A 25,099-nucleotide genomic window follows, 5' to 3' on the forward strand; every position below is an offset into this window, starting at 1 on the left:
CTCCCGGCCCAATCTTCCGACCCCCACCAGACAAACAGAACAAGAAATCGCCATCCCTCCCACCAGCGGTGGGAGGGATGGCGTCTTTTTCCGTCGGAATAGATCAGAAGGCGATCAACCCGCCGAAGCTCACGAAATCCGCGTCCTCGAATTCCGTGAGGCCGTCCACGTCGGCCTGGTAGTGCTGGTACTTCAAGTAGAGCGTCATGGCCGCGGCGTCGATCTCCTGCGCGACGCCGCCGCCGAAGCGCTCGAGCGTGCTCGATGTGGCGCCAGCAGCCAATGCGGCCGGTCCGAGCTGATCCAGATAGGCAGCGTAATCGCCGTAGACGACCGTCGCACCAAGCGGCAGCCACTTTCGCCGGATGCCGGCCTTGACGTAGTAGTGCTCGCTGTCGGGCTCGGTGAAGCCATTGGCAAGCAACGTGTCGTTGTTGTCCTCGTTGCCGTAGGCGCCATGGATGAAAAGACCGGTCGCGAGGTGCTCCGCATAACCGCCGACCTGGAAGAAATGCGAGTCCTTTGGCGTCAGCGTCGGCACGAAAGCGGACGTCGCCTCGCTGCTCATCTCCGTATATCCCGCGCCGAATGCGAGTTTGAAGCCAGCAAGCGTGCCCGCATAGCGCAGACCAACCTCCCAGAAGTCGTCCTCACCCCAGCTCGCGGAGGCCGAGAATCCGGCAAACACAGGTGTATCGTAGCGCACACCGTTCATAACGATACCATTGCAGTCGCCGCCGAGCGGCACGCCCTGGGTGTAGCAGAAGCCAAGCTGCCCCCAAGTCAATGGCGAGAGTGCGCCGGAAGCCTCGCGCAGGCGGAACTGCGGGAAGCCGGCCAGGAACGTGTAATTGTCGATGATCTGCGTGCCGGAGAGATCAGTGAACATCGCCGCGCTCTTGGCGGCATGGGCCAGGCGTCCGACGCTGACCTTGCCGTAATTCTCGCTTTCCAAATACCAGAAGGACATCTGCGTGTTCAGATTGTCGTTCTTCGTGGCGTTGTTCTGGTTGATGGCGTCGGCGCCGCCACCGAACGCATTGCCGGTGAGATCCTGGATGCGCAGCATGTAACCCGCCGTCCAACCAGGGCTGATCGTAGCTTTGCCATTGAACTTCACGTGCGACGTTTGCGTGGGACCGAGCCCATGCACATAGGCGTTTCGCTCGTCGCCGTCGTCCCAGACCGTGATCTCCTGGGCGATGTATCCCGAGATGGTGAGCGAGACCTTACGGTTTCCTTTGCGAGCTGTCGTGGCTTCGAGCTCGGCTATCCGCTCCTCGAGATCAGCGCAGCAATCTCCGCTCAAGTCGGCGGCCCGAACCGCGGGCGCGGCCGCGAGCGTCGAAACGACCGAAGCTGCAAGCCATCCGAAGGCGTAACAACTTTTCTTATTCATTCCCCTCATCCGCTGATCGATTTCCGATGTAGTCAGCGTAGAAAGCTTTACCCTCAATCCCAAAAAAGTTCGGCACATCTAACGAGCCGCCAAACCCCAGTGTGGCATCGGCGACGCACATTGCCGATCAGACGAGCAATTCGCCCCATGATTGACCAAACGCACGGCGGAACTCTCTCAGAGAGCCGCGACGGACCGACGCAGTAAATGTTACTCTCGCGCGCCTAGGAGGCTCGCTTTCTGTCGGGTGACAACTCCGCACCAAGCCGCTTCAGCGCCTCGGACGTATCGAAGCGATCAAGGATGATCTCGATCAACGCCGGCCCCTGGTTGCTGGCGCGCGCTTCGGCAAGGGCATGGTCGAGTTCCTCCTCGGTCATCACGCGCCGGCCCCATCCTCCACCAAAAACCTCCGGGAGCTGGTGATAAGCCCAAGGCTGGATATCGTTGTAGGGGCCTTCATGGATGATGCGCTCGGTCGTATAGCCGTCGTTGTTCATGAGAACAATAATGGCGTTGGCCTTGCGACGACAGAGCGACGACAGTTCCTGAACCGTCATTTGAAAAGCACCGTCTCCGATGAGCGCGAGCGTGCGGCGCGACGGCGCGGCCAGTGCGGCACCGAGCGTTGCCGGCAAGGCATATCCGATCGACAGATAGAAGGCCTGCCCGATGAAGGCGACGTCATGGTGCATGACGAGGTCGGCAGCCGCAAAGATCGAATCCCCCGTCTCGGCAATGACGGTCGTGTCCTGCTCGAGAAAGGCATTGATCCGCTTCATGACGCGGCTGAGGGTAAGCTTGCGGCCAGGCTCGGATATGAAGCCGGTGTCGAGGACCTGTGAGACGCTTTTGAATGGCGGGTGCGCGAGTCCGCCCTTCGGCATGCGGTCGGCCAGGCCAGTCAGGACGTCACCGATCCAGACCTGCTCGTAAACATGATACTGGATTTTCAGGCGCCCCGAGTTGGCGAGCACCATATGGCGGTCCGCCAGCCGGGCCGTGTAGATGCCGAAGTTCATGTCGCTGATCCACGCACCGAGGCAGAGCAACACGTCCGCGTTCTCAACGATGTCGCGGATTTCCCGGCGCGACATCCCACCCTCGTAGACACCGATGGCCTGTGGATGGTGCTCAGATATGACGGCCTTGCCGAGCAGCGTTGTGGCAACCGGGAGACCGCTTGCCTCGACGAGCCGCAGAAACTCGCTCATGAGGCCGTAGCGATGCAGCTCGACTCCGCCGAGGATCACAGCGCGGCTGGCGTTCGAAAGCAGAGCCGTGGCCTCATCGAGTGCTTCCGCGAGCGCATCCGGATCGGAGGGCGGACGCGCGGGGACGGAGAATGGCTTCAGCGCCTGGCACGGCTGATCCACCATGTCGGCCGGGATCTCGATCATGATTGGCCGCTTCTCGATGAGGCAACGAGCAAGCGCGCGATCGATCCGCTGCGGCGCCTCCGCAGGGTCATCGAGGAGCACGGACGCCGCCGTGATGTGGCTGAAGGCTTGCTGCATCGTCCCTGAGTCGCCGACGGCGTGGTGCAGCAGCATCGAGGAGCGTCTCTGCGTGGTCCTCGGACCACCCACGAGAAGCACAAGCGGGACTTGCTCGGCATAGGCGCCGGCAACAGCGTTCATGGCGCTGAAGCCTCCGACGCCCCAGGTGACGCAGACGCATCCAATGCCGTTGATCCTGGCATAGGCGTCGGCGGCGTAGCCAGCGTTGAGCTCGTTGCAGGTGCCGACGAGATCGATGCCCTGCGCGATCAGGCGATCCATGAACGTCAACACATAGTCGCCGGGGACGCCAAACGCATGCCTAAGGCCGGCCTGCTTCAGGCGCTCGATAAGGTAGTGGGCTACGGTGACAGGAGCGTCCGACAACCTCAACCTCGATTTTCGCGACCAGTGGGACGATTCGACATCCCTCATGGATTAAACACCGGACTGCTTAACAAGCGATAGAAGGTCTCGTACATAGCGCGCAGATTCCCGTGAAACAGCGCGCGCGTGGCCCCGACAGATTTCGATCGTCGCGGGATAAAACTGGCGTAACCCTACGCGATCAGAGAGATTCTGAGCCCTCGTGCTGGGTGTCAGTCCGCTTTCGGCGCCAGGGCTCCGCGCGCAGGCGGAGAAGCCGGGCGGTGCGCCACGCGATCGTAGCACTTTAGCCGAAGATCGGCGTTGTCAATCGCAGCACAGTCCGGCGCGGTGACCGGAGACAAGCTCTCCATAAGCAGAGCGGCCGCGCCGCCGAGCAGCAACAGCGCAAGCCCCGCTGTCAGCATGATGCGGCTGGCGGCAACCAGCTCGAATCGTCGTCTCCGTCGATGGTCGAGATGTTCTCCGTATCGGCGTTGTGCATCGATCCGCTCATGCCATGCAGACTCTCCTCGCCAACAAAATAGGAGGCTCGCCATAAAGATTCGAGGTGGAATGTGGTGCAAGCTTATAGTGGTCGCGTGTTAGCGGCGTCACCCGGCTATTGCCTTGTAGAACGCGGGCTCGCCGTCGACGGCCGCTCGCCTTGCACCTGGAGCTCCGCCACAGCGCGCTTAAGCGCCGCGCGGGGCAGATGGTTGAGCACGACGAAATTGCAGAGCACGATGTGGAACGCGCGGTCGTCCCAGGGAAGAGGCTTGGCGAGGTCATGCTCGATGAACTCGAGGCGCGGGCCTCTGCTCTGCCGGCAGGGACGCGCGGAGTTTCGCTGCCTGATCGCGAGCAATGACGAGCTGGCCGTTCGAGATATCAATTCCGGTGGCCTCGGGAGTGTTTCGCACCCGACACGCTGCGATCAAAGTACGCTCACGAAGAGAGCATCGACGGCAGTTTCACGATCATCTACGAACCGGATGGTCTTGAATTGTGTGGGCCTGAGCCCAGGTGGGCAACCTAGCTCGCGTTTTCCCCTCCCAGGTTAAATTTTCCAGCCGGGTGGGTCTCCACGATGATCAGTCAACTAACGTTGACCTTAATCAAAGAAGTTCGCAGTGACGACGGTAGGGCTGGCCTGCTTTAACATTCAAGGCCGATCCCGTTGCCCGATATGCGCGGCGCTCTGACACCCAGCCGGAGAGATCTGCATGCAATTCGACTTTGCGTCCTATCGGCTAGCGGCGGCGGCGGCGCTCGCGCTGCTCGTCGCGATCTACATCGGCTGGAGCGCCTATTCGAACACGGGATTACCGGCCGGCATCGTGAGCGGGAACGGGCGCATCGAGGCCGTCGAGATCGACATCGCCACCAAGATCGCCGGGCGCATCCGTGAGATCCTCGTCGACGAGGGTGACTTTGTGACTGCGGGACAGGTGCTGGCGCGCATGGACACCGATGCCCTCCAGGCCCAGCGGCGCCAGGCCGAGGCTCAGCTCAGGCGGGCGCTGATCGGGGTCGACACCGCAAACAGCCTCGTGGCGCAGCGCGATGCAGAGCAGCGCGCTGCCGTCGCCGTCGTCGCACAACGCGAAGCCGAGCTCGATGCCGCCGAGCGCAAGCTGGCCCGCAGCGAGGTGCTGGCCAAGCAGGACAACGTCTCGCAACAGGTGCTCGACAACGACCGCGCCAGCGCCCAAAGCGCCAAGGCCGCCGTCGCTGCCGCCGAAGCGCAGCGGGCTGCTGCGGAAGCCGGCATTGGTGCTGCTAAAGCGTCGGTTGTCGATGCCGAGGCCGCGGTCGAGGCTGCACGCGCTGCCATCGACAATCTCACGGTCGAAATCGAGGACAGCACGCTCAAGGCTCCGCGCGACGGACGCGTGCAGTACCGCGTTGCCCAGCCCGGCGAGGTGCTCTCGGCAGGCGGACGCGTCCTGAACCTCGTGGATCTCGGTGACGTCTACATGACGTTCTTCCTGCCGACCGCCGAGGCGGGGCGTGTCGCCATCGGCGCCGACGTACGCCTCGTGCTCGACGCTGCGCCCCAGTACGTGATTCCGGCCAAGGCGACGTTTGTCGCCGACGTGGCGCAGTTCACGCCCAAGACGGTGGAGACCGAGGAGGAGCGTCAGAAGCTGATGTTCCGCATCAAGGCGCACATCCCGAAGGAGCTGCTCAAGAAGCACATCGAGCATGTGAAGACCGGCCTCCCCGGCATGGCCTACCTCCGCCTTGATCCGAACGTGGATTGGCCGAAGAGCCTTTCGGATAACCTGGTCCAATGAGCGCGCACCCGGCTCACGCCACGCCATACTCCACTTCCCCCGTGGCGCGTCTCGAGTCGGTGAGCCTGTCCTATGGCAAGGTCCGTGCCCTCGAGGACATCACGCTTGATCTGCCGGCAGGCTGCATGGTCGGCCTGATCGGCCCCGATGGCGTCGGCAAATCGAGCCTGCTCGCGCTTGTTGCCGGCGCACGCGAGATCCAGGACGGGCGCGTGCACGTGCTCGGCGGCGACATGGCCGACGCCCGCCATCGCGATACCGCCTGCCCCCGCATCGCCTACATGCCGCAGGGGCTCGGCAAGAATCTCTATCCGACGCTCTCCGTGTTCGAGAATGTCGACTTCTTCGGCCGGCTGTTCGGGCATGACCGTGAGGAGCGCCACCGGCGCATCGGCGAGCTTCTGGAAAGCACCGGCCTGGCCGCGTTTTCAGACCGGCCGGCTAACAAGCTCTCGGGCGGCATGAAGCAAAAGCTCGGCCTCTGCTGCGCGCTGATCCACGATCCGGATCTTTTGATCCTCGACGAGCCGACAACGGGCGTCGACCCGCTGTCGCGGCGGCAGTTCTGGGAGCTGATCGACGATATCCGCCACGCCCGCGACGGCATGAGCGTCGTCGTCGCCACGGCCTATATGGAGGAGGCCGCCCGCTTCGACTGGCTGGTGGCCATGGACGCGGGCCGCATTCTCGCCACCGGCACGCCCGACGACCTGTTGGCGCGGACCGGCGCCGACAACCTCGACGCCGCATTCATCGCCCTCTTGCCCGAGGAGCGCCGCCGCGGACATCGCGAGGTGGTGATTCCGCCACGCCCACCGGACGGCGAGACCGACATTGCCATAGAGGCCGAGGGGCTCACCATGCGCTTCGGGAGCTTCACTGCCGTTGACAACGTGAGCTTCCGCATCCCAAAAGGCGAGATCTTCGGTTTCCTCGGCTCCAACGGCTGCGGCAAGACCACGACCATGAAGATGCTGACCGGGCTCTTGCCCGCCAGCGCCGGCATCGCCCGCCTGTTTGGCCGCGAAGTCGATCCTCGCGACATCGAGATCCGCCGCCGCGTCGGCTACATGTCCCAGGCGTTCTCGCTCTACACGGAGCTGACCGTGCGCCAGAACCTGGACTTGCACGCGCGCCTGTTCGGCATGGACCCAGACGTCATCCCAGGTCGGATCGCCGAGATGTCTGAGCGTTTCAGCCTCCAGGACGTCATGGACGCACTGCCCGACGCCCTGCCGCTCGGCATCCGCCAGCGCCTGTCGCTGGCCGTGGCCATGATCCATGCCCCCGACATCCTGATCCTCGACGAGCCGACCTCCGGTGTCGATCCTGTTGCGCGCGACGGCTTTTGGCAGATCCTATCCGATCTCTCGCGCAAGGACGGCGTGACGATTTTCGTCTCCACGCACTTCATGAACGAGGCCGAACTCTGCGATCGCATCTCGCTGATGCATGCAGGCAAGGTGCTGATCAGCGACACGCCGGACGCGATCAAGAAGACGCGCGGCGCGGCGACGCTCGAGGAGGCCTTCATCGCCTATCTTGAGGATGCCATCGGCGAAGCGCAGGACGGTGGTCAGAAGAAGCTGGCTGTGCCCGCCGCCATCGTTGAGCCTGCCGGAGCACCTCCCCTCTCCTCCGCCCAGCCTCCCTTGGACGCCCGCAAGAGCCGGGCCTTTTTCGACCGCCGCCGCATGTTCGCCTATACGCAGCGCGAAGCGCTGGAGCTCAGGCGCGATCCCATCCGCGGCACGCTAGCGACGCTCGGCACCGTCATCCTGATGTTCGTCATCGGCTACGGCGTCAACATGGACGTCGAGAACTTGTCCTTCGCCGTACTCGACCGTGACGACACGACGCTCTCACGCGACTACGCGCTGCAGCTCTCGGGCTCGCGCTATTTCACCGAGAAGCCGCCGATCACCGACTACGCCGATCTCGACCGACGCATGCGCAACGGCGAGCTAAGCCTTGCCATCGAGATCCCGCCGGGATTCGCCCGCGACGTCGCGCGTGGCCGCACGGTCGAGATTGGCGCTTGGATCGATGGCGCCATGCCGACGCGCGCCGAGACAGTACGCGGCTACGTGCAGGGTATGCACGCTACCTGGCTGACGCAGAAGTCGCGCGAACTCTACGGAGATCGGGCAACCGTGGGCGAATTCCAACTCGCGCTGCGCTATCGCTACAATCCGGACGTGCAGAGCCTCGTTGCCATGGTCCCGGCGGTGATCCCGATGCTCTTGATCATGATCCCGGCCATGCTGACCGTGCTGAGCGTGGTGCGTGAGAAGGAACTCGGCTCCATCATCAACTTTTACGTGACGCCGGTCACGCGGCTCGAGTTCCTTCTCGGCAAGCAGATCCCCTACATCGGGCTTGGTCTCTTGAACTTCTTCCTGCTCGCGGCGTTTGCCGTGTTCATCTTTCGCGTGCCGCTCACTGGCAGTTTCCTGACGCTGACCGCTGCCGCCTTCGTCTACGTGATCGTGACGACGGGCTTCGGCCTTCTGATGTCGACGTTCATGAAGAGCCAGATTGCAGCCATCTTCGGCACGACGCTGCTAACGCTGATACCCGCCGTGCAGTATTCCGGTATTACGGACCCCGTCTCCTCGCTCCAAGGCGCGGGCTACCTGATCGGCCAGATCTATCCCACGACGTATTTCGTGACCATCTCGCGCGGCACGTTCTCGAAAGCGCTCGAGTTCGGCGATCTTGCCGCCAGCTTCGTGCCCATGCTGCTCGCCATTCCGGTTCTGCTCGGCCTCAGTGCGGCGTTCCTCAAGAAACAGGCAGCCTGACCATGCGGAAATCCAACGTCCTGGAGCTCGGCATCAAGGAGCTGCGCGGCCTGTCCCGCGACCCCATGCTGTTGATCCTGATCATCTACGCCTTCACACTCTCGATCTACACCGCCTCGCGGGCCATGCCGGAGACATTGAACCGGGCCGCCATCGCCATTGTCGATGAGGATCGCTCGCCGGCTTCTCTGCGCATCGTCTCGGCGTTCTACCCGCCCTACTTCCTTCAGCCCGAGCTCATCTCGCAGCACGAGATGGACACGCGCATGGATGCTGGCCTCGACACGTTCGCGCTCGACATCCCGCCGAATTTTCAGCGCGACCTGCTGGCCGGTCGCTCGCCGACGATCCAGCTCAACATCGACGCCACCCGCATGACACAGGCCTTCACCGGCGGCGGCTATGTACAGACAATTGTCTCGAGCGAAGTCAGCGAATTTTTAAACCGCTATCGGGCGGAGACCATCGCCCCCGTCGATCTCACGCTGCGCGCACGCTTCAACCAGGAGCTCAACAAGAGTTGGTTCGGCGCCATCACCAACGTCATCCAGTCCATTACCATGCTCTCGATCGTGCTGACGGGCGCCGCACTCATCCGAGAGCGCGAGCACGGCACCATCGAGCATCTCCTCGTGATGCCGGTGACCCCCGTCGAGATCATGCTGAGCAAGATCTGGTCGATGGGCATCGTCGTGCTGGCCGCCGGCTCGTTCTCCCTCATCTTCATCGTTCAGGGTCTGCTCGCCGTGCCGATCGAGGGTTCGGTCTCGTTGTTCCTCACCGGGGCGGTCCTGCACATCTTTGCAACCACGTGCATGGGCATCTTCCTGGCGACGGTCGCGGGGTCCATGCCGCAGTTCGGCCTTCTCCTGATGCTCGTGCTGCTGCCGCTACAGATCCTTTCCGGTGCCGTCACACCACGCGAGAGCATGCCGGAGGTCATCCAGTATCTGATGCTGGCCGCACCCAATACGCACTTCGTTATTCTCGCTCAGTCGGTCCTTTTCCGTGGCGCCGGCCTTAGCGTGGTCTGGCCGCAGTTCCTGGCGCTGTTCGTGATCGGCGCCGCGTTATTTCTCTTCTCGCTGCGGCAGTTCAGGCGCTTCCTGCGTTAGAGAATTCGGGCGCCTCGGAGAAAGCGACGTCATTGGTCACGACCAGAGTATCGAGAGGCTGATCTCGAATGCCGGGGAGTAGAGAACATCACAATCGCTCCGAAGATCACGAGCTTGAGATGCACTCGCGCTTGCCATGACTGATCACGCCGCAAGACATGCTTACGGGGCTCAAACGTGGGACAGAAGCGGGAATGGCCGGCCAGACGATCATCGATGATCGTCAGCATGCAGCGTCGGCGTGATGGGGTTCTGCGGGAGCGCTCTAGATGACACCGTCTACGAATACGACTGCCATCGACTGGAGACCGGACGGGTCGGAGAGGCGAACTACGTCTCTCACTACCCCATTGGAACAGACGTTCCGGGTAGCCATGTAGCGGACGACTTCAACAGTGCCGAGTTATGCCGACATTCCGGCGGTGCGGCCGACGGTCAGAATTGCTGTCGAACACTAGGTTCGCTCTACGTGGGCAGACGTCGGCCGACAGAGGACTGGTGGAGGGGGCTTCCGCCCAGGACAATTGATTTTATTCTGTATTTTTTGTCTGCCCCACATTTTTGCCCACACTTGTTTTCGCTTTGGGCAGGCCAAGTGGAAGAAGGCCAATTAGGTTTGCGAGCGAGCTGGTAGTCCCCGCTCGCAACGCTTTCACTCCTTGGGCGAATATCTGACACTTCGGTTGCAGCACCCAGAAAATCCTCTTTCTCTACGCCGCTCTGCACAACGCGCATGCGCCCGGCGTCGCAGGTGCGCACCAGGCTGAACGCGGCCTCCAGGGCGCCGGTGGTCCAGGTCCCAAAAAATTTGCTTCCTTGGAGAGCAGCACCAGCGTTTCGACTTCATCGTCAGGAAGGCGTAGACGTAGACAACTATAGTTAAGGACGAGGCGCGGCGACGATGCTATAATCCGCCCGCTGTTCATTTGAGCTTGGAATTTATGCTTTTCGAATAAGAGGCGGTCGCTGTATGTGCCGTGTCTCTTGCTTATTGGCACTTGCGTTCGGGGTATTTGCATTGGCGCCGCCCGCAGAGGCGGCGAAGCGGGTGGCGCTCGTCATCGGTAATGCCAGCTATACCAACACGGCCGCGCTCGCCAACCCGAAGAACGACGCAACCGATTTCGGGGCTGCCATAAAATCTTTCGGCTTTGAGGTGATCGAAGGTCTCGATCTCGACAAAGCCGGCATGGACCGCAAACTGCGCGAATTTGCGGACGCGCTCGAAGACGCTTCCGTCGCCGTCCTGTTCTATGCGGGGCATGGATTGCAGGTGGACGGCATCAACTATCTTGTGCCTGTCGACGCAATGCTTTCCAAGAAGGCGGCTCTCGAGTTCGAGATGGTTCGTTTGGACAGTATCCAGCGGCACATGGAATCCGAGGAACGCACGAGCATCCTCTTTTTCGACGCCTGCCGCGACAACCCGCTGGCGCGGAACCTCGCCTCGAGCATGGGGACGCGATCCGTGAGAGAAGGAGCGGGCCTTGCTCAACAGGAGGCGGGCGCGGGCACTCTGATCAGCTACTCGACGGCACCCGGTCGGACTGCGCTCGATGGTTCCGGGCGAAATTCGCCCTTCACCGGAGCACTCGTCAAGCAGATGCTGAGCAGCAAGGACCATCTCGCCGAGATGCTCTACGAGGTTCGCAACTCGGTGATGAAGTCGACCAACGGCAGCCAGGTGCCTTGGGACGTGTCCGCTCTCACTCGACGCTTCTATTTCAAAGAGCCGGCGCAGCCGCCGATGGTCGCGGCATTGCCTCCGGATGTCGGTATGCCGGCGCTCCCCAGTGCACCGGCGGCAACGGATGCTGCGCTGCCGAGAAAGTCGACCGATCCGGACTTTCCTCCGCTTGAACCCCTCGTTCCGCTGGCGCCAGGGATCATCGATAACGGTGACATGGCGGTTTCCGGGTTTTCGGGCACAAAGCTCGCCATGGATCGCTTGAAGCCCGGCGTTTATCCGATCGACACGACGGTAATCGACCCCGATGGCGCCTCAGTACGTGTGTTCAACACAGCGATGCTGCAGCCGAAGGATGCCGCGGTCTTGAAACCCGCGATCAAACTCGAGGTCAAGGCGGGGGACATCGGTCAGGTCTTTAGTCTCGCATACGGCACGCCGGAAACGGCGGGGGACAGGCCGAACCTGTTTGCAGCAGCGACGTCTCGCTTCGGATTGCAGATCGTGGGCCCCGATGCGGACGCCGATGGTATGCCGGATCGGCTTAAGCAGGGCGCGCCGGGCGCTGTCTTCATGGAGGGACAGTTCGGCACGAAGCTCGGCGGCGGTCCCGGCGCAATCTGGAAGATCGATGGTGCGAGCGGGGTTCCTTCGCTCTTTGCCAATGTCATGCTCGATGACGTGCAAAACAGCGGTGCTGGGCTTGGCGGCCTTGCCTTCGATCCGCAGAGCCGCAATCTTTATGTTTCCGATCTCGACACCGGTATGATCCATAGATTCGATCCGGCCGGCACGGAGCTTGGCCGTTTCGATCACGGGGTCGACGGCCGCAAGGCCTTGCAACTTCCGCCGATACCGGACGACGGGCAGCGCCTCGACATTTCGATGCCGCGATTCAAGCCCGAGGAACCTGCCACTTGGGGCCTTACGCCCCTCGCACGTCAGGTCCACGGACTAGCGATATTCGGTAGGCGCCTCTACTACGCGGTCGGCGAAGGGGCCGAAATCTGGTCCGTTGGCCTCGATACGACGGGGGGCTTCGCCTCCGGTGCGCGCCGGGAGATCCGCCTTGCCGACGTCAAGAGCGCGGAAGCGGCCACCGCCCTGCCTGTAACCGATATTCTCTTCGATTCCGGGGGGCGCATGACGGTCGCGCAACGCGGCCGTCTCCGCAATCCGTTCGACTATGCGCAGTTCGCCGAACCCGATCGCGCGCGCGTGCTTCGTTACCTACCGGCGAAATCAGGAACGGACGGTTGGGCGCCCGAGCCGGAAGAGTATGCGGTCGGCTTCGGCGGCGATTATCGGCAGGCCACGGGCGGCATCAGCCTGGCGTTCGGGCGCAAGGAGGATGGATCGATCGATCTGTCGAAATGCGAGGTTAACCTCGTCGCCACCGGCGATGCGCTGCGCGACAATCCGAGCTTTGCACCGCGGCTAAGAGCCGGCGGTCCGTCCATCGTGCACGGCCTACAGATCGTTCCGGCTGGTCGCTTGCGCCCCGCCAACGCCCCGCCTCTCGAAAGTCTCTTTGTTGACTTCGATGGAGTTTACGAAGACGCTAGCCTGCGAGGGCAGGTTGGTGACGTCGAAGTTTTCCGCGATTGCACAGGCACGTATTTTCCGCCTATCGTCGCGGGAATGTCGCCAGACCAGACCGACAAGCCTCCCGGGGCGCTAGCGGATCTGGCGCCGCCGAGCGAGAGCCTCGAGGGCACGGGTGGTGCGCTGAGCCCCGCGACCGTCGTTTCCCCTTCCGGCATCAGAATTGATAAAAAGCCGGCAGGAGCCGATTGCACGGACGAACGCGGCTGCACGTTCGAGATTGCCGTCACCAACACCCTCTCCACTCCCATCAACGGACCGATCGTCATCGATGAAATCGTTACGGTCGGGAACGCGGATCTTTCCCACGCCGTGATGACCAGCGACAACGAGCCGACGTGGATCTGCACTCGCGCGCCGCCGTTCTTCTGCACGCATCCGGAACCCATCTTGCCGGGCGTTCGCGTGTCCCTTACGGTCCACGTCAAACTGCCCGCCGCTGGAGAGGCACGCGAGCTTACGAACTGTGCCTCCCTCCATACGCCGCCCGACAACAGGCAGCCACCGACGACGGCGACCATCGGTGGCCTGTCGTTGAAGCCGACCATGCAGCAAGCCGTCTGCTCGGAATCGGGCGGATGTGCGCTCAATGTGGCGCTGACCAATACGACGGGTAAGCCATTCCGTGGTCCGGCGACGGTGATCGCACTGATTTCCGGCCATCGCGGCAAGATCGCAGCCGGGCTCGACAACAACGCCACGCTCGAGCAACTTCCCACGGCGCCCTGGACCTGCACCCGCGTCGGGTTGCCTTGGCGCTGCGTGAACAACACCCTGGCGCTTGCTCCCGGAACCTCGACAGAGCTCAAGCTTATGTTCAAGCCCGGCACGCTTGGACCTGAGGATCGCTTCCTTGGCACGAGCACGGCGCTCGAATTGCCCAACGGCAACGTCTCCGCGACTTCGGACTTCGTGCCGGCGAGCTTTCTGCTGCAGCGGTCCGATGCAAGGGCCTTCGAGATACAGCGGAGCCGGTCCGTCGGCAGCAAGAACGGACAGGCGTGCGGAACGATTATGCTTGGACCACAGGTATCGCGCCTACCGGACGCGCCGCGCGACCCTTTCAGTCTGCGTGTCATCAAGTCGGGCGTTGGCACGTGCGCGCGCGGGGGCACGTGCGAGTTCAGGCTGACCCTGCTTAACGATGGAACCGTCGATCATAACGCGCCGGTGACGTTCACCGACGCGATGAGTGACGAGGTGCCGAGCATGGCCATTGTCTCCATCAATCCACCCCTGCCGTGCGCGGAGCAGCCTCAAAGCATTCCTTTCACCTGCACGACTCCTGGGCGCTATCCCCTCGCGACCGGCCGGCACGAGAATTTCACCATTGTCACGCGTTTGCCCACCGCGGGTTTGCCCGACACCCTCAAGAACTGCATGGCGATCACGAAGCCTTGGAATGCCGCGCCGGAGTTCGCGTCGTTATCCAAACCGCCTGTGGACGCGGAGTCCGGGAGCTACGAATGCCACGAGGTTGCAGTCGGTCCGGAAGCACTGTCGTGTTTCGGTGGCATGGTGTTGACGGCAGGCGACCTTTGCCAATGCCCAGAGGGAACGGCGTGGAACGGGCGCACCTGCGCGGCTGCACCAACGGCCCACTGTCCCGATGGATGGACCGGAACGTATCCATATTGCTGCCAAGCGGGGCAGGAGTACCGCGACGGCGCTTGCAAGGAGGCGGTGGCAATGCCGGACGTTTGTCCGCCTGATAGGCCCAACGGCGACTATCCGAATTGCTGTCCGGCGCGCACCTACTACAGCAACGGATCGTGCAGATACCGCAAGACTACCGAAAGCAAGCCAAAGCCGACGAAGCGTCGCGAAACAACCACCACCAATCAGGGGCCGACCATCATGCTCAATCCCTACAAGGATTGCTACGGCAAGCCGATTCCGATTTGGAAGAAGTGTAAGTACTGACGTCGATCGTTCACGTATGCTTTCGCATTGCGTAAACGACTGCAATCGGTGGGCAGGGTGTTCAGTCAGAATTGCAGGACATCACATATGAGTAAATTCGACATCGCGCGTCGTGCGCTTACCCCCGGGGCCGCTGCTCTCGTTTGTCTCGCGCTCGTTATTCCTCCTGCAGCCGCGGGCAAGAGAGGTGTCAGCGTCGGTGCAGGAGTGGCGGGTGCCGTTCTCCTCAACGAGCTTGCGAAAGGCACCGGCAAGCGGAAAGCGGCCAAGCCTCAACGATCGAAGAAAGGCATTGCGACCAAGCCAAAGAAGCAACGCCAACGCCCGAAGGAAACGACGCCAGAGGTCACAGACGATGTTGCCGCCGTCAAAAAGGCTCCTGCGAATAGCTCTCCCCCCAAGAATGCATTGACCACCGGCGCAACGGCAAAGCCCGCCGCCGCGGTTGGCGGGGCAAGTATCATCTCACGGCCCGATGAAATAAAGGCCGCCCAACAACATCTCAGATTCATGGGCTACGACGTTCCGAACGAAAGCGGCACGGTGGACGTCAAGACAAAATCCGCCGTGATGCAGTTCCAGGATTCGATCGGGGTTCCGGTGACCGGTGATCTCACCTCTGAGCAACTGCGGGTGCTCTTCATGAAGGTCGCAGGGAAGAAAGAGGGCCCGCAATAGCCGGCAGCCTCAACCCGATGATGACTTGCAGTCATTGGCGACGACTAACGTCTCTCCGTGACCCCTCGCTGCCTTACGATCGCTACTGACTGCCCAGGCCGACAATGGCCGAGGCTATCGCCGTGAAGGACTTTACTGTCAGCTCACCGCCTGCGCGTCCAGGAATGTCGAGGCGCCGTTCAGACTCTCGGCGCGAGGCCGGTAGAGCCGCACGGTGTAATTCCAGCCTTTCACGATCGGCAGGCAGTTGGGCACCTGGCCGTCGGACCCACCGAATTGAATGGCGATCGCCTGGCTGAGAGCCCGGGGAACGATCTGAGCATTCTAAAACCTTCATAGGCGGCCGCTACTCCGCAATGAACGTCGTGCGGTCCAGGCCGGTGTTGCCGTTCGCGGGGTCATGGGCGTAGACGAGAACGTCATAGGTTCCCGGCACCTCGACAGGCAAGCTCGCTGCGAACTGACTGATCTCGCCGGTGAAGTGCAAGGGGATGCGGGCCACGGGACTACCGTCACGCCGCACGATAGCTTGCACCTCATATTTGTCGGCATTCCAGAGACCGGCGGGCTCGATAGGGCAGCCGCACATCATCACCACATTGACGCGAACGTCGACGGTGGTCACGCCTTTCAGCTTGATGTGGGCTGGAGGTGACAGAACGTCGACGGCAAAGCCCGGCAGCTCGAGCACCCATCCGTCGCCGTCCGCGTGTCCGCGACCAGGGATGACCCACTGACTCGAAACGATGCGGTGTGCAGCCTGGAGCTGTGCCAACGGACCGTACGCCTCTACCTCGATAAGGCGCGGCTCGGCCAGGTCTAGGGTCACTGCGAACTTTGCGGATGACGCATCAGACAGGCTTGCGCGGCGCCCTCCGTTCTGATGCATGAGGCGCTTGGTATCACCGGTGCCGCCCTGCGTTGTGCCGCTGGCAAGAACTTCGTCGGTATGGGCATCGCGCAGCGTCACACGCATGCCGCCCATGCTCGTGCCGATGAATTTCGCATCCTTGCTGAGCACGCGGACGATGATGTCTGTGGGTTCGGCATGGGCGGCGGAGGCAAAGACGGCAAGTCCGGCCGCCAGCCATAGGTTGGAACGGTGATTTCGCATGACTGTCTCCTCGCACAACTCGTTGCGGACTGTGGCGACCTCACTCGAGCTTCTGTTTGACTGTGAAGGCGCCACGCAGGCTCCCAGGCGCAAATCCAGTTGCCTGATCGTTGGGATAGAGGCGGAGTATCTCGGCCTTGAGCACAGGTTCCAGATTTGATCCGTGGCAGGTCAGGCACGGTTCTGCTGCGGTTGGAATGGCCTTCATGTATCGGAACACGTTCTCGCCGTTGTCCCTGACCGTTTCTGCGTACTCTAGCTTGGTCGGGTCAGCACCAGCCTCGATTTGGCGCACGAAATCCTCCAAGACCCTCCGCTCGAATGCGTCTGGGGCATTGGCCGTATTGCGTACCCTCAAGGCCGTACGTGCGATGCTGACGCCATGCGCCCGGGATTGATCCTTGGCGATCTGCGGAGCGATGGTGTGGCAGACGTCTACTGCCGCGACGGGCCCCCCGGCCTCTATCGCTGCAACAAGCTGCGTCTTCAGCGTCTCGCCCAATCCTTTGATGGCAGCACGCGCGCTTGCGAGAGAGGCTGCGTCGGCGGCAGCAGGATCTTTCGCAAGCGCTGCATCGTTTGCCATCAGAGGCAGCATAAGAAGTGGCGAAAGCCGAACATTCGCATAACGCCTGGGCCGCGGGATCATGGCACACCTTTTCTTGTGGCGCATGATCTGGCGCAAGGTTCCAGCGGCTAGGAGGACAGATGTTGCTGCTAAGCAAACAGCAATGACTGCGGGGCTCATTTTGACCTCCTGGAGGGGCGCGATTGGGGCGAGCTGCAGAAAAGATCATGCAGCACAGAGATGAGCCGCCCGACGCGTACATCGACAAGGGAGTAATAGATGGTTTGCGCATCTCGCCGCGTCGCTACGAAGCTGCCCTCCCGCAGCTTGGCCAGATGCTGCGAGAGCGCAGATTGGCTCAGGGGAACAACAGCCTCGAGTTCTGACACCGAGCGCTCGCCCTTCATCAGCTCGCACAGGATAAGAAGCCGGTACGGATTGGCCAGCGCGCGCAGCAGCTCCGCCGCGTCCTCACAGTTCGCTTCGAGCTCTTGAATATTCATGTTATCTAATTTAGATTATTCTAATACATAGTCAAGCTGCCTTCGCGTGCCGCAGCACAGAAACGGGAGTCGCATATGAGGGGTGCTCACCTCGCCGCGCTGGTTCTGGCGAGCCAAATGATTGGGTTGAGCGGAAACGTACTCAGGGCCGAAGTGCTATCTGCTCCCCAAAGCATCGAGGTGAAGATCGAGGAGATCGATGATCTCAAGTCGGTCTATGCGACCGTACGGAGCCGCGACCTGATCGATGCTCGCGTTCGTACCCCGGGCACAATTGCCACGCTCAAGGTCGATGAGGGCGATTCCGTCACACAAGGCGAGGTGCTGGCCCTCGTAGGCGACACGAAGATCGCACTGCGAATCAAGGCGCTCGATGCGCGTATCGTGGCACTCGAGTCGCGTGTTGAGACGAGTGATGCAGAGCTGAAGCGTTCCTTGACGCTGAAAGAAAGAGGCGTGGCCTCGCAAGCGCGCGTCGAGCAGGCGCAGACCACTTACGACGTAGCTCTGAATGAACTCAAGTCGGCGCGTGCTGAGCGGTCCGTCATCGAGACCGAGAGCGAGGAAGGGCAGGTGCTGGCGCCGGCGTCTGGGCGGGTGCTCAAGGTTCCCGTCACCGAGGGAAGTGTGGTGCTCGTGGGCGAAAGTATCGCCACCATTGCCGCCAAAGGTTACCTTCTGCGTTTGGAGCTTCCCGAGCGGCACGCCCGGTTCATCAAGGTTGGCGATCCGATCCGCGTCGGCGCACGCGGTCTCGGGCCGCAGGACGCTCCGTTGGCAGCCGGCCGGATCACACAAGTCTATCCTGAACTCAAGGGTGGTCGCGTCATCGCGGATGCGGAGGTGCCAGACCTTGGCGGCTATTTCGTCGGCGAGCGTCTCCTTACGTGGATTTCCGCGGGCAAGAGGCAAAGCTTCGCTGCACCCCGCGCCTACGTCTTCAAGCGCTATGGCCTCGACTATGTGCGGCTCGATGAAGGCAGCGGAAAGGTTGCCGATGTGGTCGTGCAGACGGGGCGCACGATGAGAGATGCAGATGGCGTCGAGTTGATCGAACTGCTCGCCGGTGTCGAGGCTGGTGACAGGCTGGTGAACCCATGAACGAAGGCCACAGACTCGGCATCTCGGGCCAATTGACGCGCTACTTCATCCAGTCGCCCCTCACACCGTTGATCTTGCTGACGGGACTTGCTCTGGGATTGGTCGCGCTCTTGTCTCTGCCACGAGAAGAGGAGCCGCAAATCTCCGTGCCGATGGTCGATATTTTCATCACGGCCAACGGCTTGAAGGCGGAGGATGCTGTCAAGCTCGTGACTGAGCCACTGGAGACGATCGTCAAGGCTATCAACGGCGTGGAGCACGTCTACTCCAATACGGAAGACGACCGCGTCGTGGTTACCGCCCGGTTCTTCGTCGGAACGTCGGCCGACGACGCGATTCTGCGCGTGCACGAAAAGGTTCGCGCCAACTACGATAGAATCCCACTCGGCATTCCCGATCCTTTGATCGTCGGCCGAGGCATCGACGATGTCGCCATCGTGACCCTGACGCTCGCACCCAAGCCCGGCATCGCGCGCTTTCAGGACAATGCGCTTTACCACATTGCCGAGAACTTGCAGGTCGAGCTCGCGAAGCTGGACAACATCGGGCTCAGCTACATCGTGGGCGGGCGTCCCGACCAGATCCGGGTCGAGCCTATTCCAGAGAGTCTCGCACTCTACGGTATCACGCTGAAGCAGTTGGTCGGCAAGGTGAAGGAGGCCAATCGGTCGTTCATGGCCGGACGCGTGCGCGGGCGCAACGAGAGCGTCGCCGTCGCCGCTGGACAAACACTACAGGGGATTCCCGACATCGGCCTTTTGCTTCTCACCACCCGCGACGAGCGGCCGGTATATGTGCGCGACGTGGCCAATGTCGTTGTGGGCGCCAAGCCCCTTGACCGGCTAGCTTGGCATTACGCCAAGGACGCGGACGGCCGGTTCCAGCGTAGCCCCGCAGTAACGGTTGCGCTGGCCAAGCGGGCGGGCGCCAACGCTGTCGTCGTCGCGGACGAGATCGTGGAGCGACTGCATGCGCTACAGGGCGATCTGGTGCCGGAGGACGTTTCCGTCACAATGACTCGCAACTACGGCGAGACAGCAAACGAGAAGGCGAACGAGCTGCTGTTCCATCTCGGCCTGGCAACGCTCTCGATTGTGCTGCTTGTCGGGCTCGCAATCGGCTGGCGCGAGGGCGTGGTTGTGCTCGTGGTCATCCCGGTGACGATCCTGCTCACGCTCTTCGCGTCGTGGCTGTTCGGCTACACGATCAATCGTGTCAGTCTCTTTGCGTTGATATTCTCGATCGGTATCCTGGTGGACGACGCTATCGTCGTCATCGAGAATATCGCACGCCACTGGGCCATGGACGATGGACGCAGTCGCGTCGCCGCTGCCATCGATGCTGTCGCCGAGGTCGGCAACCCCACCATCTTCGCCACGCTGACGGTGGTTGCGGCACTGCTTCCTATGCTGTTCGTTTCCGGGCTGATGGGGCCTTACATGAGCCCCATCCCCGCCAACGCCTCGGCAGCGATGGTGCTGTCGTTCTTCGTGGCCGTGATCATTACGCCGTGGCTGATGCTTCGCATCGGGGGCGCTGGCGCAACTCACGTCGCGTCGCGGCGGGAAGGACGGCTAGCGCGGACCTACATCGCGACCGCGAGCCCCATCATCGCGCAACGCCGTACCGCGTTCGTGTTCCTCCTTCTTGTGGGTGTGGCGACGCTGCTTTCTCTTAGTCTGTTCGCCACCAAGGCCGTCACCGTGAAGCTTCTTCCCTTCGACGACAAGTCGGAGCTGCAGGTGGTCATTGATCTGCCGCGCGGGTCCAGCCTCGAAGAGACCGATCGCGTGCTCGACGCCGCTGCACGAAGGCTAACCGACCTTGAGGAGCTGGCGTCGATCCAGGCCTACGCAGGAACTGCGGCACCGTTCAACTTCAACGGTCTCGTTCGCCACTACTACCTACGCAGCGAGCCGCAACATGGCGACTTACAGGTCAACTTGGCGCCGAAAGGCGAGCGCCACAGGACGAGCCACGAGATTGGGCTCGACGTGCGCCAGCGCCTAAAGGGGCTTCCGGCTCCAGAAGGAACCTCTGTTGCTGTCGTTGAGGTTCCTCCTGGACCACCGGTGATCGCCACGCTGCTGGCGGAGATCTATGGCGCGGATGCCGAGCAGCGGCGCGAAGTGGCGCGCAGGGTCCGCGAAATATTCCGCTCCGTGCCCTATATCGTCGACGACGACGTAAGCTTCCGGCAGCGCGGGCCTCGGCAGCGGTTTGTCATCGACCAGGACAAGCTCGAATTCCATAAGGTCGAGGAGAGTGACGTCTACGACACCATCGCAGCCTATCTCGGCCGCACCCCGGTGGGGTACTCGCATAAGGGTGCTGGCCGCCATCCGGTGGAGATAGCAGTCGAACTGCCCAAGAAGGACCTCGCGCTTACCGAGTCGACGCTGTCGACGCCGGTTCCCGCCAATGCTCTCCCTGGTGAGCGTGGCGTGGTCGAACTCGGAGATGTGGTGAGGCTCGAGCACGAGGAGGCCTCCTACCCGATCTTCCGCCACAATGGACGTGCGGCAGAGATGGTGACAGCAGAGCTCGCGGGTGAATATGAGGCGCCGATCTACGGAATGCTGGCCGTTGGCGATCTCATCGACAAGACCGATTGGGGAGCGCTTCCCAAGCCCGAGGTGCGCCTTCACGGACAGCCGCTCAGCGAGCGAAGGCCTGTGCTTCTCTGGGACGGAGAGTGGGAGGTGACATACGTGACCTTCCGCGATATGGGCGCGGCATTCGCGTTGGCGTTGCTCGGTATCTATGTGCTGGTCGTCGCGCAGTTCCGTTCCTTCACGCTGCCCCTCGTCATCCTAACGCCCGTACCGCTCACGCTCATTGGCATCATGATCGGGCATTGGCTATTCGAAGCGCCGTTCTCGGCGACGTCGATGATCGGCTTCATTGCGCTGGCGGGCATCATCGTGCGCAATTCCATATTGCTTGTCGATTTTATCCGTGAGCGCCGCACGGGCGGTGCGCCATTGAGAGATGTCCTGCTGGAGGCGGGTGCCATCCGCTTCAAGCCGATACTGCTCACAGCGCTCGCCGCCATGATTGGAGCAGCGGTGATACTGACCGACCCCATCTTCCAGGGTCTCGCCATCTCTCTATTGTTCGGTCTTGCCTCATCAACGCTGCTGACGGTGCTCGTCATTCCGGCAATCTACATCGTGCTGCGCGATGACGGACGTTCACCGGCAAGGGCTGCGCCCTAGCCGATCGGGCCGATTGCGCGGCTGACCTTTGGTCTCCACTACTGGAACACTTTCTCGGCGGTTTCTGAGGGCGAAGCAGACGTAGAATGCGACGACGCAGCCAGCGGGCCCGGAAGGCCGCTTCCTCGGCTGAACGGTCTTTCCGACCAGTGGGCAGCCACCGCCTCGCCCGTGTGGATGCCCTGCGCTTTCATCTAGCAGAGGCAAACATCAATGAAATCAGACTTCTTAGGCAATGGCCGACGTGGGCAGACGTCGACCGACAGAGAGCTGGTGGAGGGGGGCGGCTCCCCTTTGCTGGCGTAAGCTTCTGATTCGCACTATCTTCTCGGTTCGATCTTCGGCGTTACCCGGTCTTTTACCGGATAATCCGCCGCAAGATCATCAGCATAATGTTAGATATTTTCTTCCACATCGCTGAGTTCGTAGCTTAACTTTATCCTTTCATCCCTGCCAAGCTCTATGCGACGCCGCTCGAGGGCCAGCGGACACCGAGCCCCACTCTCACTTTCCGGATCCAGCTGCGTGCTTTCCGCACCTCAGGATCAGGTTGGCTCGCCTTCAATACAGCAATTTGGCCCCTGCCTCGTCGCAAGCGCGCACCTATCCAGTCGCCTCCGCGTCATTTTCAACACGTGCTCGCAACACGCTCACTCTTCGCCGAGCAATTGCGCTCCAGCTATGGGATGGCTTGACTACGAACGAACGCGAAGCCGAGAAAGCCGTCATCTGTCGATCGCGGTATGCAGTGATGGGATTGGCGTCAACCCATGGCCGCAGCACCTCGGTCAGTGGACACCATCCGGAGCGAGCAGTGGGTCTCGCTGATAGAGCGCCCCTCCGCGATGCTCGCCAATGGTCTGAGACGACCGTTGAGCGGCCGACGACTTGGGGCCATAAGCGGTCGCGCGCCGCTTTGCGCTAGGTTATTTGTTCAATCCTGTCTCACATCACAACGTGTGGCGAGGCAGAGCCGGTCACCGACTACGGCGATTTCGGTCAGTCGATGGCTAGGTATGACGAACTAACTCACAATTGGTCTTGCACCCGCTTCCTCGATACCGGCCGCACTTTGCGCATCAAGACCTTTGGCTGCTGCTTGTGAATCTTGGAATTCTTCCAGGGCATGCACTTTGCCCCACCGCAGGGTGAACACATGAAGTCCGCGGTTGATGTAGGCCTCGCTGTTGAGCAGCGTTGCTTTGCCGTCCCACTGCGCGAACACTTTGGTGTTCCATGGCGAGCCCTTAACCGTGATTTCGGTGAGAGTAATTTGCAGATTTGGAAGGACGCGGCCGAGGCGCTCGAACCAGAGGCGGACCGAGTCTTTGTCGTGACGCTCACCACCGAGCGCGTGGGCGCCGGAAACACGGTGATGGACATTCGGCGTGACAGCTTCCAACGCCTTATCCCAGCGATGATTGTTCACGTGGTCGAAGGTCTGCCGTATTTTCATCCGAACGATGGAACCGTAGATCATATCTCTTCTCCAATTTCAGAAGCCATACCGTGGTCGCCCGTAGGACTCTCGTTCGAGTCTCACATGCCGATCGCTGCTCTCTTTCTTGAGGTGCCGCTCATCGCCAAGAACTATCCGGCACTCGAATGGCTGATTAGCCATTGCCAAACCGCAGGGATCTCCGAGGCGGCTCAGCTCTTCCATCCCCAGCCCGTGCTCTGCATCGCGCGGGCATAGGCTGATCGAGACTTCAGGTTGGCGACCCACGCCTGGATCGATGGACGCGCCTCGAGCAAACCGATGTCCTGAGCCCACGCCATCAGCGAGCCGTTCATGATGTCAGCCGCCGTCATGCGATCACCAAGCAGGGAGGGCTGCTCCGCGAGATGGAGCTCCATGTAGGAAGCCACGTTGTTGAATGGTGTCAGGGCTGGCCCCAGACCGACGGAGGCAATACCCCGCTCCTCGGCCTTTTTTGCGCGCACCTGCTCGAAGATGGCCGGCTCCAGCGTCCCGGCGGAAAATGCCATCCAAGTGCTGTAGCTCGCTCGGCGCGCCCTGTCGGTCACAAGCGGCGCGAGCCCAGCGTCTGCAAACCGATCAGCAAGATACAGACAGATCCCGAGAGATTCGAAGACGATCGTGTTGTCGATCTCAAGCGCCGGGACCTTTCCCAATGGATGGATCTTTAGATAGTCTTTGCTCTTGTGTGCGCCCCGCCAGAGGCTGACTACGTGCAGGTGGTAAGGAACGCCGATTTCCTCCAGAAGCCATCGCACCCTGACGGCACGTGTCCCGGGGGAAAAATGCAATCGGATGCGTTCCGGATCAGCTTCGACGTTTGTCAGTGACATTCTCTTGCTTCGCTGTGTGAGGTTGGCCCGCGTGTGCGCCACCCGTTCAGTGAGGACTGCCAGCGAGAATAACGTCTGCTACGCCGCGGGGGTTTTCGACTGACGAGAAATGTCCCGTACTGGGAAGCGTGAACAAGCGAGCGCCTTTCAGCGCGGCCTTGGTGCGCTCCCGCTCGGGGACGCGTGACCAGTCCTTGTCACCATAGATCAGCGTTACAGGGGCTTTGATGGTGGAATAGCGCTCGCGGGATTTGGGCCAGGACCGCCACTGCTGAAGGACTTTGCGAGCGACGCGCTTGTAGTGCCGCCGGCGTGCGACGGTATCGAACTCGGTGAGAAGGTCCGCCGGGAGCTTTCGCGGGTCCACGAAGCCGCCCCCCATGATCGTGCCCAGGACGAAGCGGTTTTCGAGAGCTCCTCCAATCGGGCCGAAGACAGGAACCTGCAGGCCGCCAATGATGACGTTCGCAAACCAGTTGCCCCGGCGGATACCATCTCCAAACCGGGTCTCGTAGTCGTAGGTATTGAGAGCGTAGACCGCACGAATGCGATCGGGAACCTCGGACGCAGCCGTCAGCGCCAGCACAGCGCCGATGGATTCACCTACCAACGTCACGTCACGCAGATCGAGCGTTTCGAGAAAGCCCACGATGCCGCTTCGCATATAAGGCTCGTCGAACGGCGCCGTAGGATTGATTGGAGAATGACCGTGTCCGGGCAAGTCGACCGCGTAAACAGTATACTTCTCGGCCAGAAGCGGCGCCAGGTCGCGAAAATACTCAAGCTGGGTGCGGATGGTGTGCAGAAGCACCAGAGCCGGGCCTTCGCCGAGCTTCACATAGCGAAGGCTCAACTTGTCGGAAATTCTCAATAGCGTGGGTTCGCGGCCAGAGATCGTGAGCATTG

General features: G+C 61.7%; 16 protein-coding genes and 1 pseudogene. 7 read left to right on the plus strand and 10 right to left on the minus strand.

From position 1 onward, the window contains the following. Nucleotides 1-103: 103 nt before the first annotated feature. The 3 genes from CS1GBM3_RS07085 to CS1GBM3_RS07095 all read right to left on the minus strand — a co-directional run bounded on the left by CS1GBM3_RS07085 (nucleotide 104) and on the right by CS1GBM3_RS07095 (nucleotide 3,692). Nucleotides 104-1,399, minus strand: coding sequence for a porin (locus CS1GBM3_RS07085; RefSeq protein ID WP_072393248.1), 1,296 nt, complete (start codon nucleotides 1,397-1,399; stop codon nucleotides 104-106). Between the two features lie 224 nt (nucleotides 1,400-1,623). Next, nucleotides 1,624-3,285, minus strand: a complete 1,662-nt coding sequence (locus tag CS1GBM3_RS07090) for an alpha-keto acid decarboxylase family protein (RefSeq protein WP_072393251.1) — start codon at nucleotides 3,283-3,285, stop codon at nucleotides 1,624-1,626. Nucleotides 3,286-3,497: 212 nt separating this feature from the next. Next, on the minus strand, nucleotides 3,498-3,692 hold the full coding sequence (locus CS1GBM3_RS07095; RefSeq protein ID WP_072393254.1) for a hypothetical protein: 195 nt from the start codon (nucleotides 3,690-3,692) through the stop codon (nucleotides 3,498-3,500). 798 nt (nucleotides 3,693-4,490) lie between these two features. Between CS1GBM3_RS07095 and CS1GBM3_RS07105 the strand changes: the two genes are divergently transcribed. From CS1GBM3_RS07105 to CS1GBM3_RS07125, 5 genes are all read left to right on the plus strand, one after another. Further along, nucleotides 4,491-5,564, plus strand: coding sequence for an HlyD family secretion protein (locus CS1GBM3_RS07105; RefSeq protein WP_083567203.1), 1,074 nt, complete (start codon nucleotides 4,491-4,493; stop codon nucleotides 5,562-5,564). Then, nucleotides 5,561-8,368, plus strand: a complete 2,808-nt coding sequence (gene rbbA / locus CS1GBM3_RS07110) for a ribosome-associated ATPase/putative transporter RbbA (protein WP_083567205.1) — start codon at nucleotides 5,561-5,563, stop codon at nucleotides 8,366-8,368. Before CS1GBM3_RS07105 ends, rbbA begins: the two co-directional genes overlap by 4 nt. A gap of 2 nt (nucleotides 8,369-8,370) precedes the next feature. Next, a complete protein-coding gene (locus CS1GBM3_RS07115; protein ID WP_072393263.1) occupies nucleotides 8,371-9,483 on the plus strand; it encodes an ABC transporter permease in 1,113 nt (370 codons plus the stop codon). 1,018 nt (nucleotides 9,484-10,501) lie between these two features. Then, nucleotides 10,502-14,698, plus strand: a complete 4,197-nt coding sequence (locus tag CS1GBM3_RS07120; protein ID WP_171946439.1) for a caspase family protein — start codon at nucleotides 10,502-10,504, stop codon at nucleotides 14,696-14,698. Nucleotides 14,699-14,905: 207 nt separating this feature from the next. Continuing rightward, the gene (locus CS1GBM3_RS07125) at nucleotides 14,906-15,376 is read left to right on the plus strand and encodes a peptidoglycan-binding domain-containing protein (RefSeq protein ID WP_171946440.1); all 471 of its coding nucleotides are present in this window, start codon (nucleotides 14,906-14,908) and stop codon (nucleotides 15,374-15,376) included. Between the two features lie 138 nt (nucleotides 15,377-15,514). Here CS1GBM3_RS07125 and CS1GBM3_RS20060 read toward each other — a convergent pair. From CS1GBM3_RS20060 to CS1GBM3_RS07140, 4 genes and pseudogenes are all read right to left on the minus strand, one after another. Next, nucleotides 15,515-15,667, minus strand: a pseudogene (locus CS1GBM3_RS20060) (carboxylesterase); the annotation flags it as partial. A 55-nt stretch (nucleotides 15,668-15,722) separates the two neighbouring features. Continuing rightward, nucleotides 15,723-16,490, minus strand: coding sequence for a hypothetical protein (locus CS1GBM3_RS07130; RefSeq protein WP_072393272.1), 768 nt, complete (start codon nucleotides 16,488-16,490; stop codon nucleotides 15,723-15,725). Nucleotides 16,491-16,530: 40 nt separating this feature from the next. After that, the gene (locus tag CS1GBM3_RS07135) at nucleotides 16,531-17,076 is read right to left on the minus strand and encodes a Tll0287-like domain-containing protein (protein ID WP_171946441.1); all 546 of its coding nucleotides are present in this window, start codon (nucleotides 17,074-17,076) and stop codon (nucleotides 16,531-16,533) included. Between the two features lie 158 nt (nucleotides 17,077-17,234). Then, a complete protein-coding gene (locus tag CS1GBM3_RS07140) occupies nucleotides 17,235-17,561 on the minus strand; it encodes an ArsR/SmtB family transcription factor (protein WP_072393277.1) in 327 nt (108 codons plus the stop codon). Between the two features lie 75 nt (nucleotides 17,562-17,636). On the opposite strand from CS1GBM3_RS07140, the gene CS1GBM3_RS07145 reads away from it, so the two are divergent. Both CS1GBM3_RS07145 and CS1GBM3_RS07150 read left to right on the plus strand, forming a co-directional pair. Continuing rightward, the gene (locus CS1GBM3_RS07145) at nucleotides 17,637-18,662 is read left to right on the plus strand and encodes an efflux RND transporter periplasmic adaptor subunit (protein ID WP_072393280.1); all 1,026 of its coding nucleotides are present in this window, start codon (nucleotides 17,637-17,639) and stop codon (nucleotides 18,660-18,662) included. After that, the gene (locus tag CS1GBM3_RS07150) at nucleotides 18,659-21,880 is read left to right on the plus strand and encodes an efflux RND transporter permease subunit (protein ID WP_072393282.1); all 3,222 of its coding nucleotides are present in this window, start codon (nucleotides 18,659-18,661) and stop codon (nucleotides 21,878-21,880) included. The genes CS1GBM3_RS07145 and CS1GBM3_RS07150 overlap by 4 nt, the downstream gene beginning before the upstream one ends. A gap of 1,024 nt (nucleotides 21,881-22,904) precedes the next feature. On the opposite strand, the gene CS1GBM3_RS07155 is transcribed toward CS1GBM3_RS07150, so the two are convergent. The 3 genes from CS1GBM3_RS07155 to CS1GBM3_RS07165 all read right to left on the minus strand — a co-directional run bounded on the left by CS1GBM3_RS07155 (nucleotide 22,905) and on the right by CS1GBM3_RS07165 (nucleotide 25,097). Then, nucleotides 22,905-23,360 (minus strand): nuclear transport factor 2 family protein, encoded by a 456-nt coding sequence (locus tag CS1GBM3_RS07155; protein ID WP_072393285.1) that lies wholly within the window; start codon nucleotides 23,358-23,360, stop codon nucleotides 22,905-22,907. Nucleotides 23,361-23,530: 170 nt separating this feature from the next. Continuing rightward, complete coding sequence (locus CS1GBM3_RS07160) at nucleotides 23,531-24,193, minus strand: glutathione S-transferase family protein (RefSeq protein WP_072393288.1); 663 nt, start codon at nucleotides 24,191-24,193, stop codon at nucleotides 23,531-23,533. A gap of 46 nt (nucleotides 24,194-24,239) precedes the next feature. Continuing rightward, the gene (locus tag CS1GBM3_RS07165; protein ID WP_072393291.1) at nucleotides 24,240-25,097 is read right to left on the minus strand and encodes an alpha/beta fold hydrolase; all 858 of its coding nucleotides are present in this window, start codon (nucleotides 25,095-25,097) and stop codon (nucleotides 24,240-24,242) included. Between the last annotated feature and the right edge of the window lie 2 nt (nucleotides 25,098-25,099).

This window comes from Hyphomicrobium sp. CS1GBMeth3, from assembly GCF_900117455.1.
GTDB lineage: Bacteria > Pseudomonadota > Alphaproteobacteria > Rhizobiales > Hyphomicrobiaceae > Hyphomicrobium_C.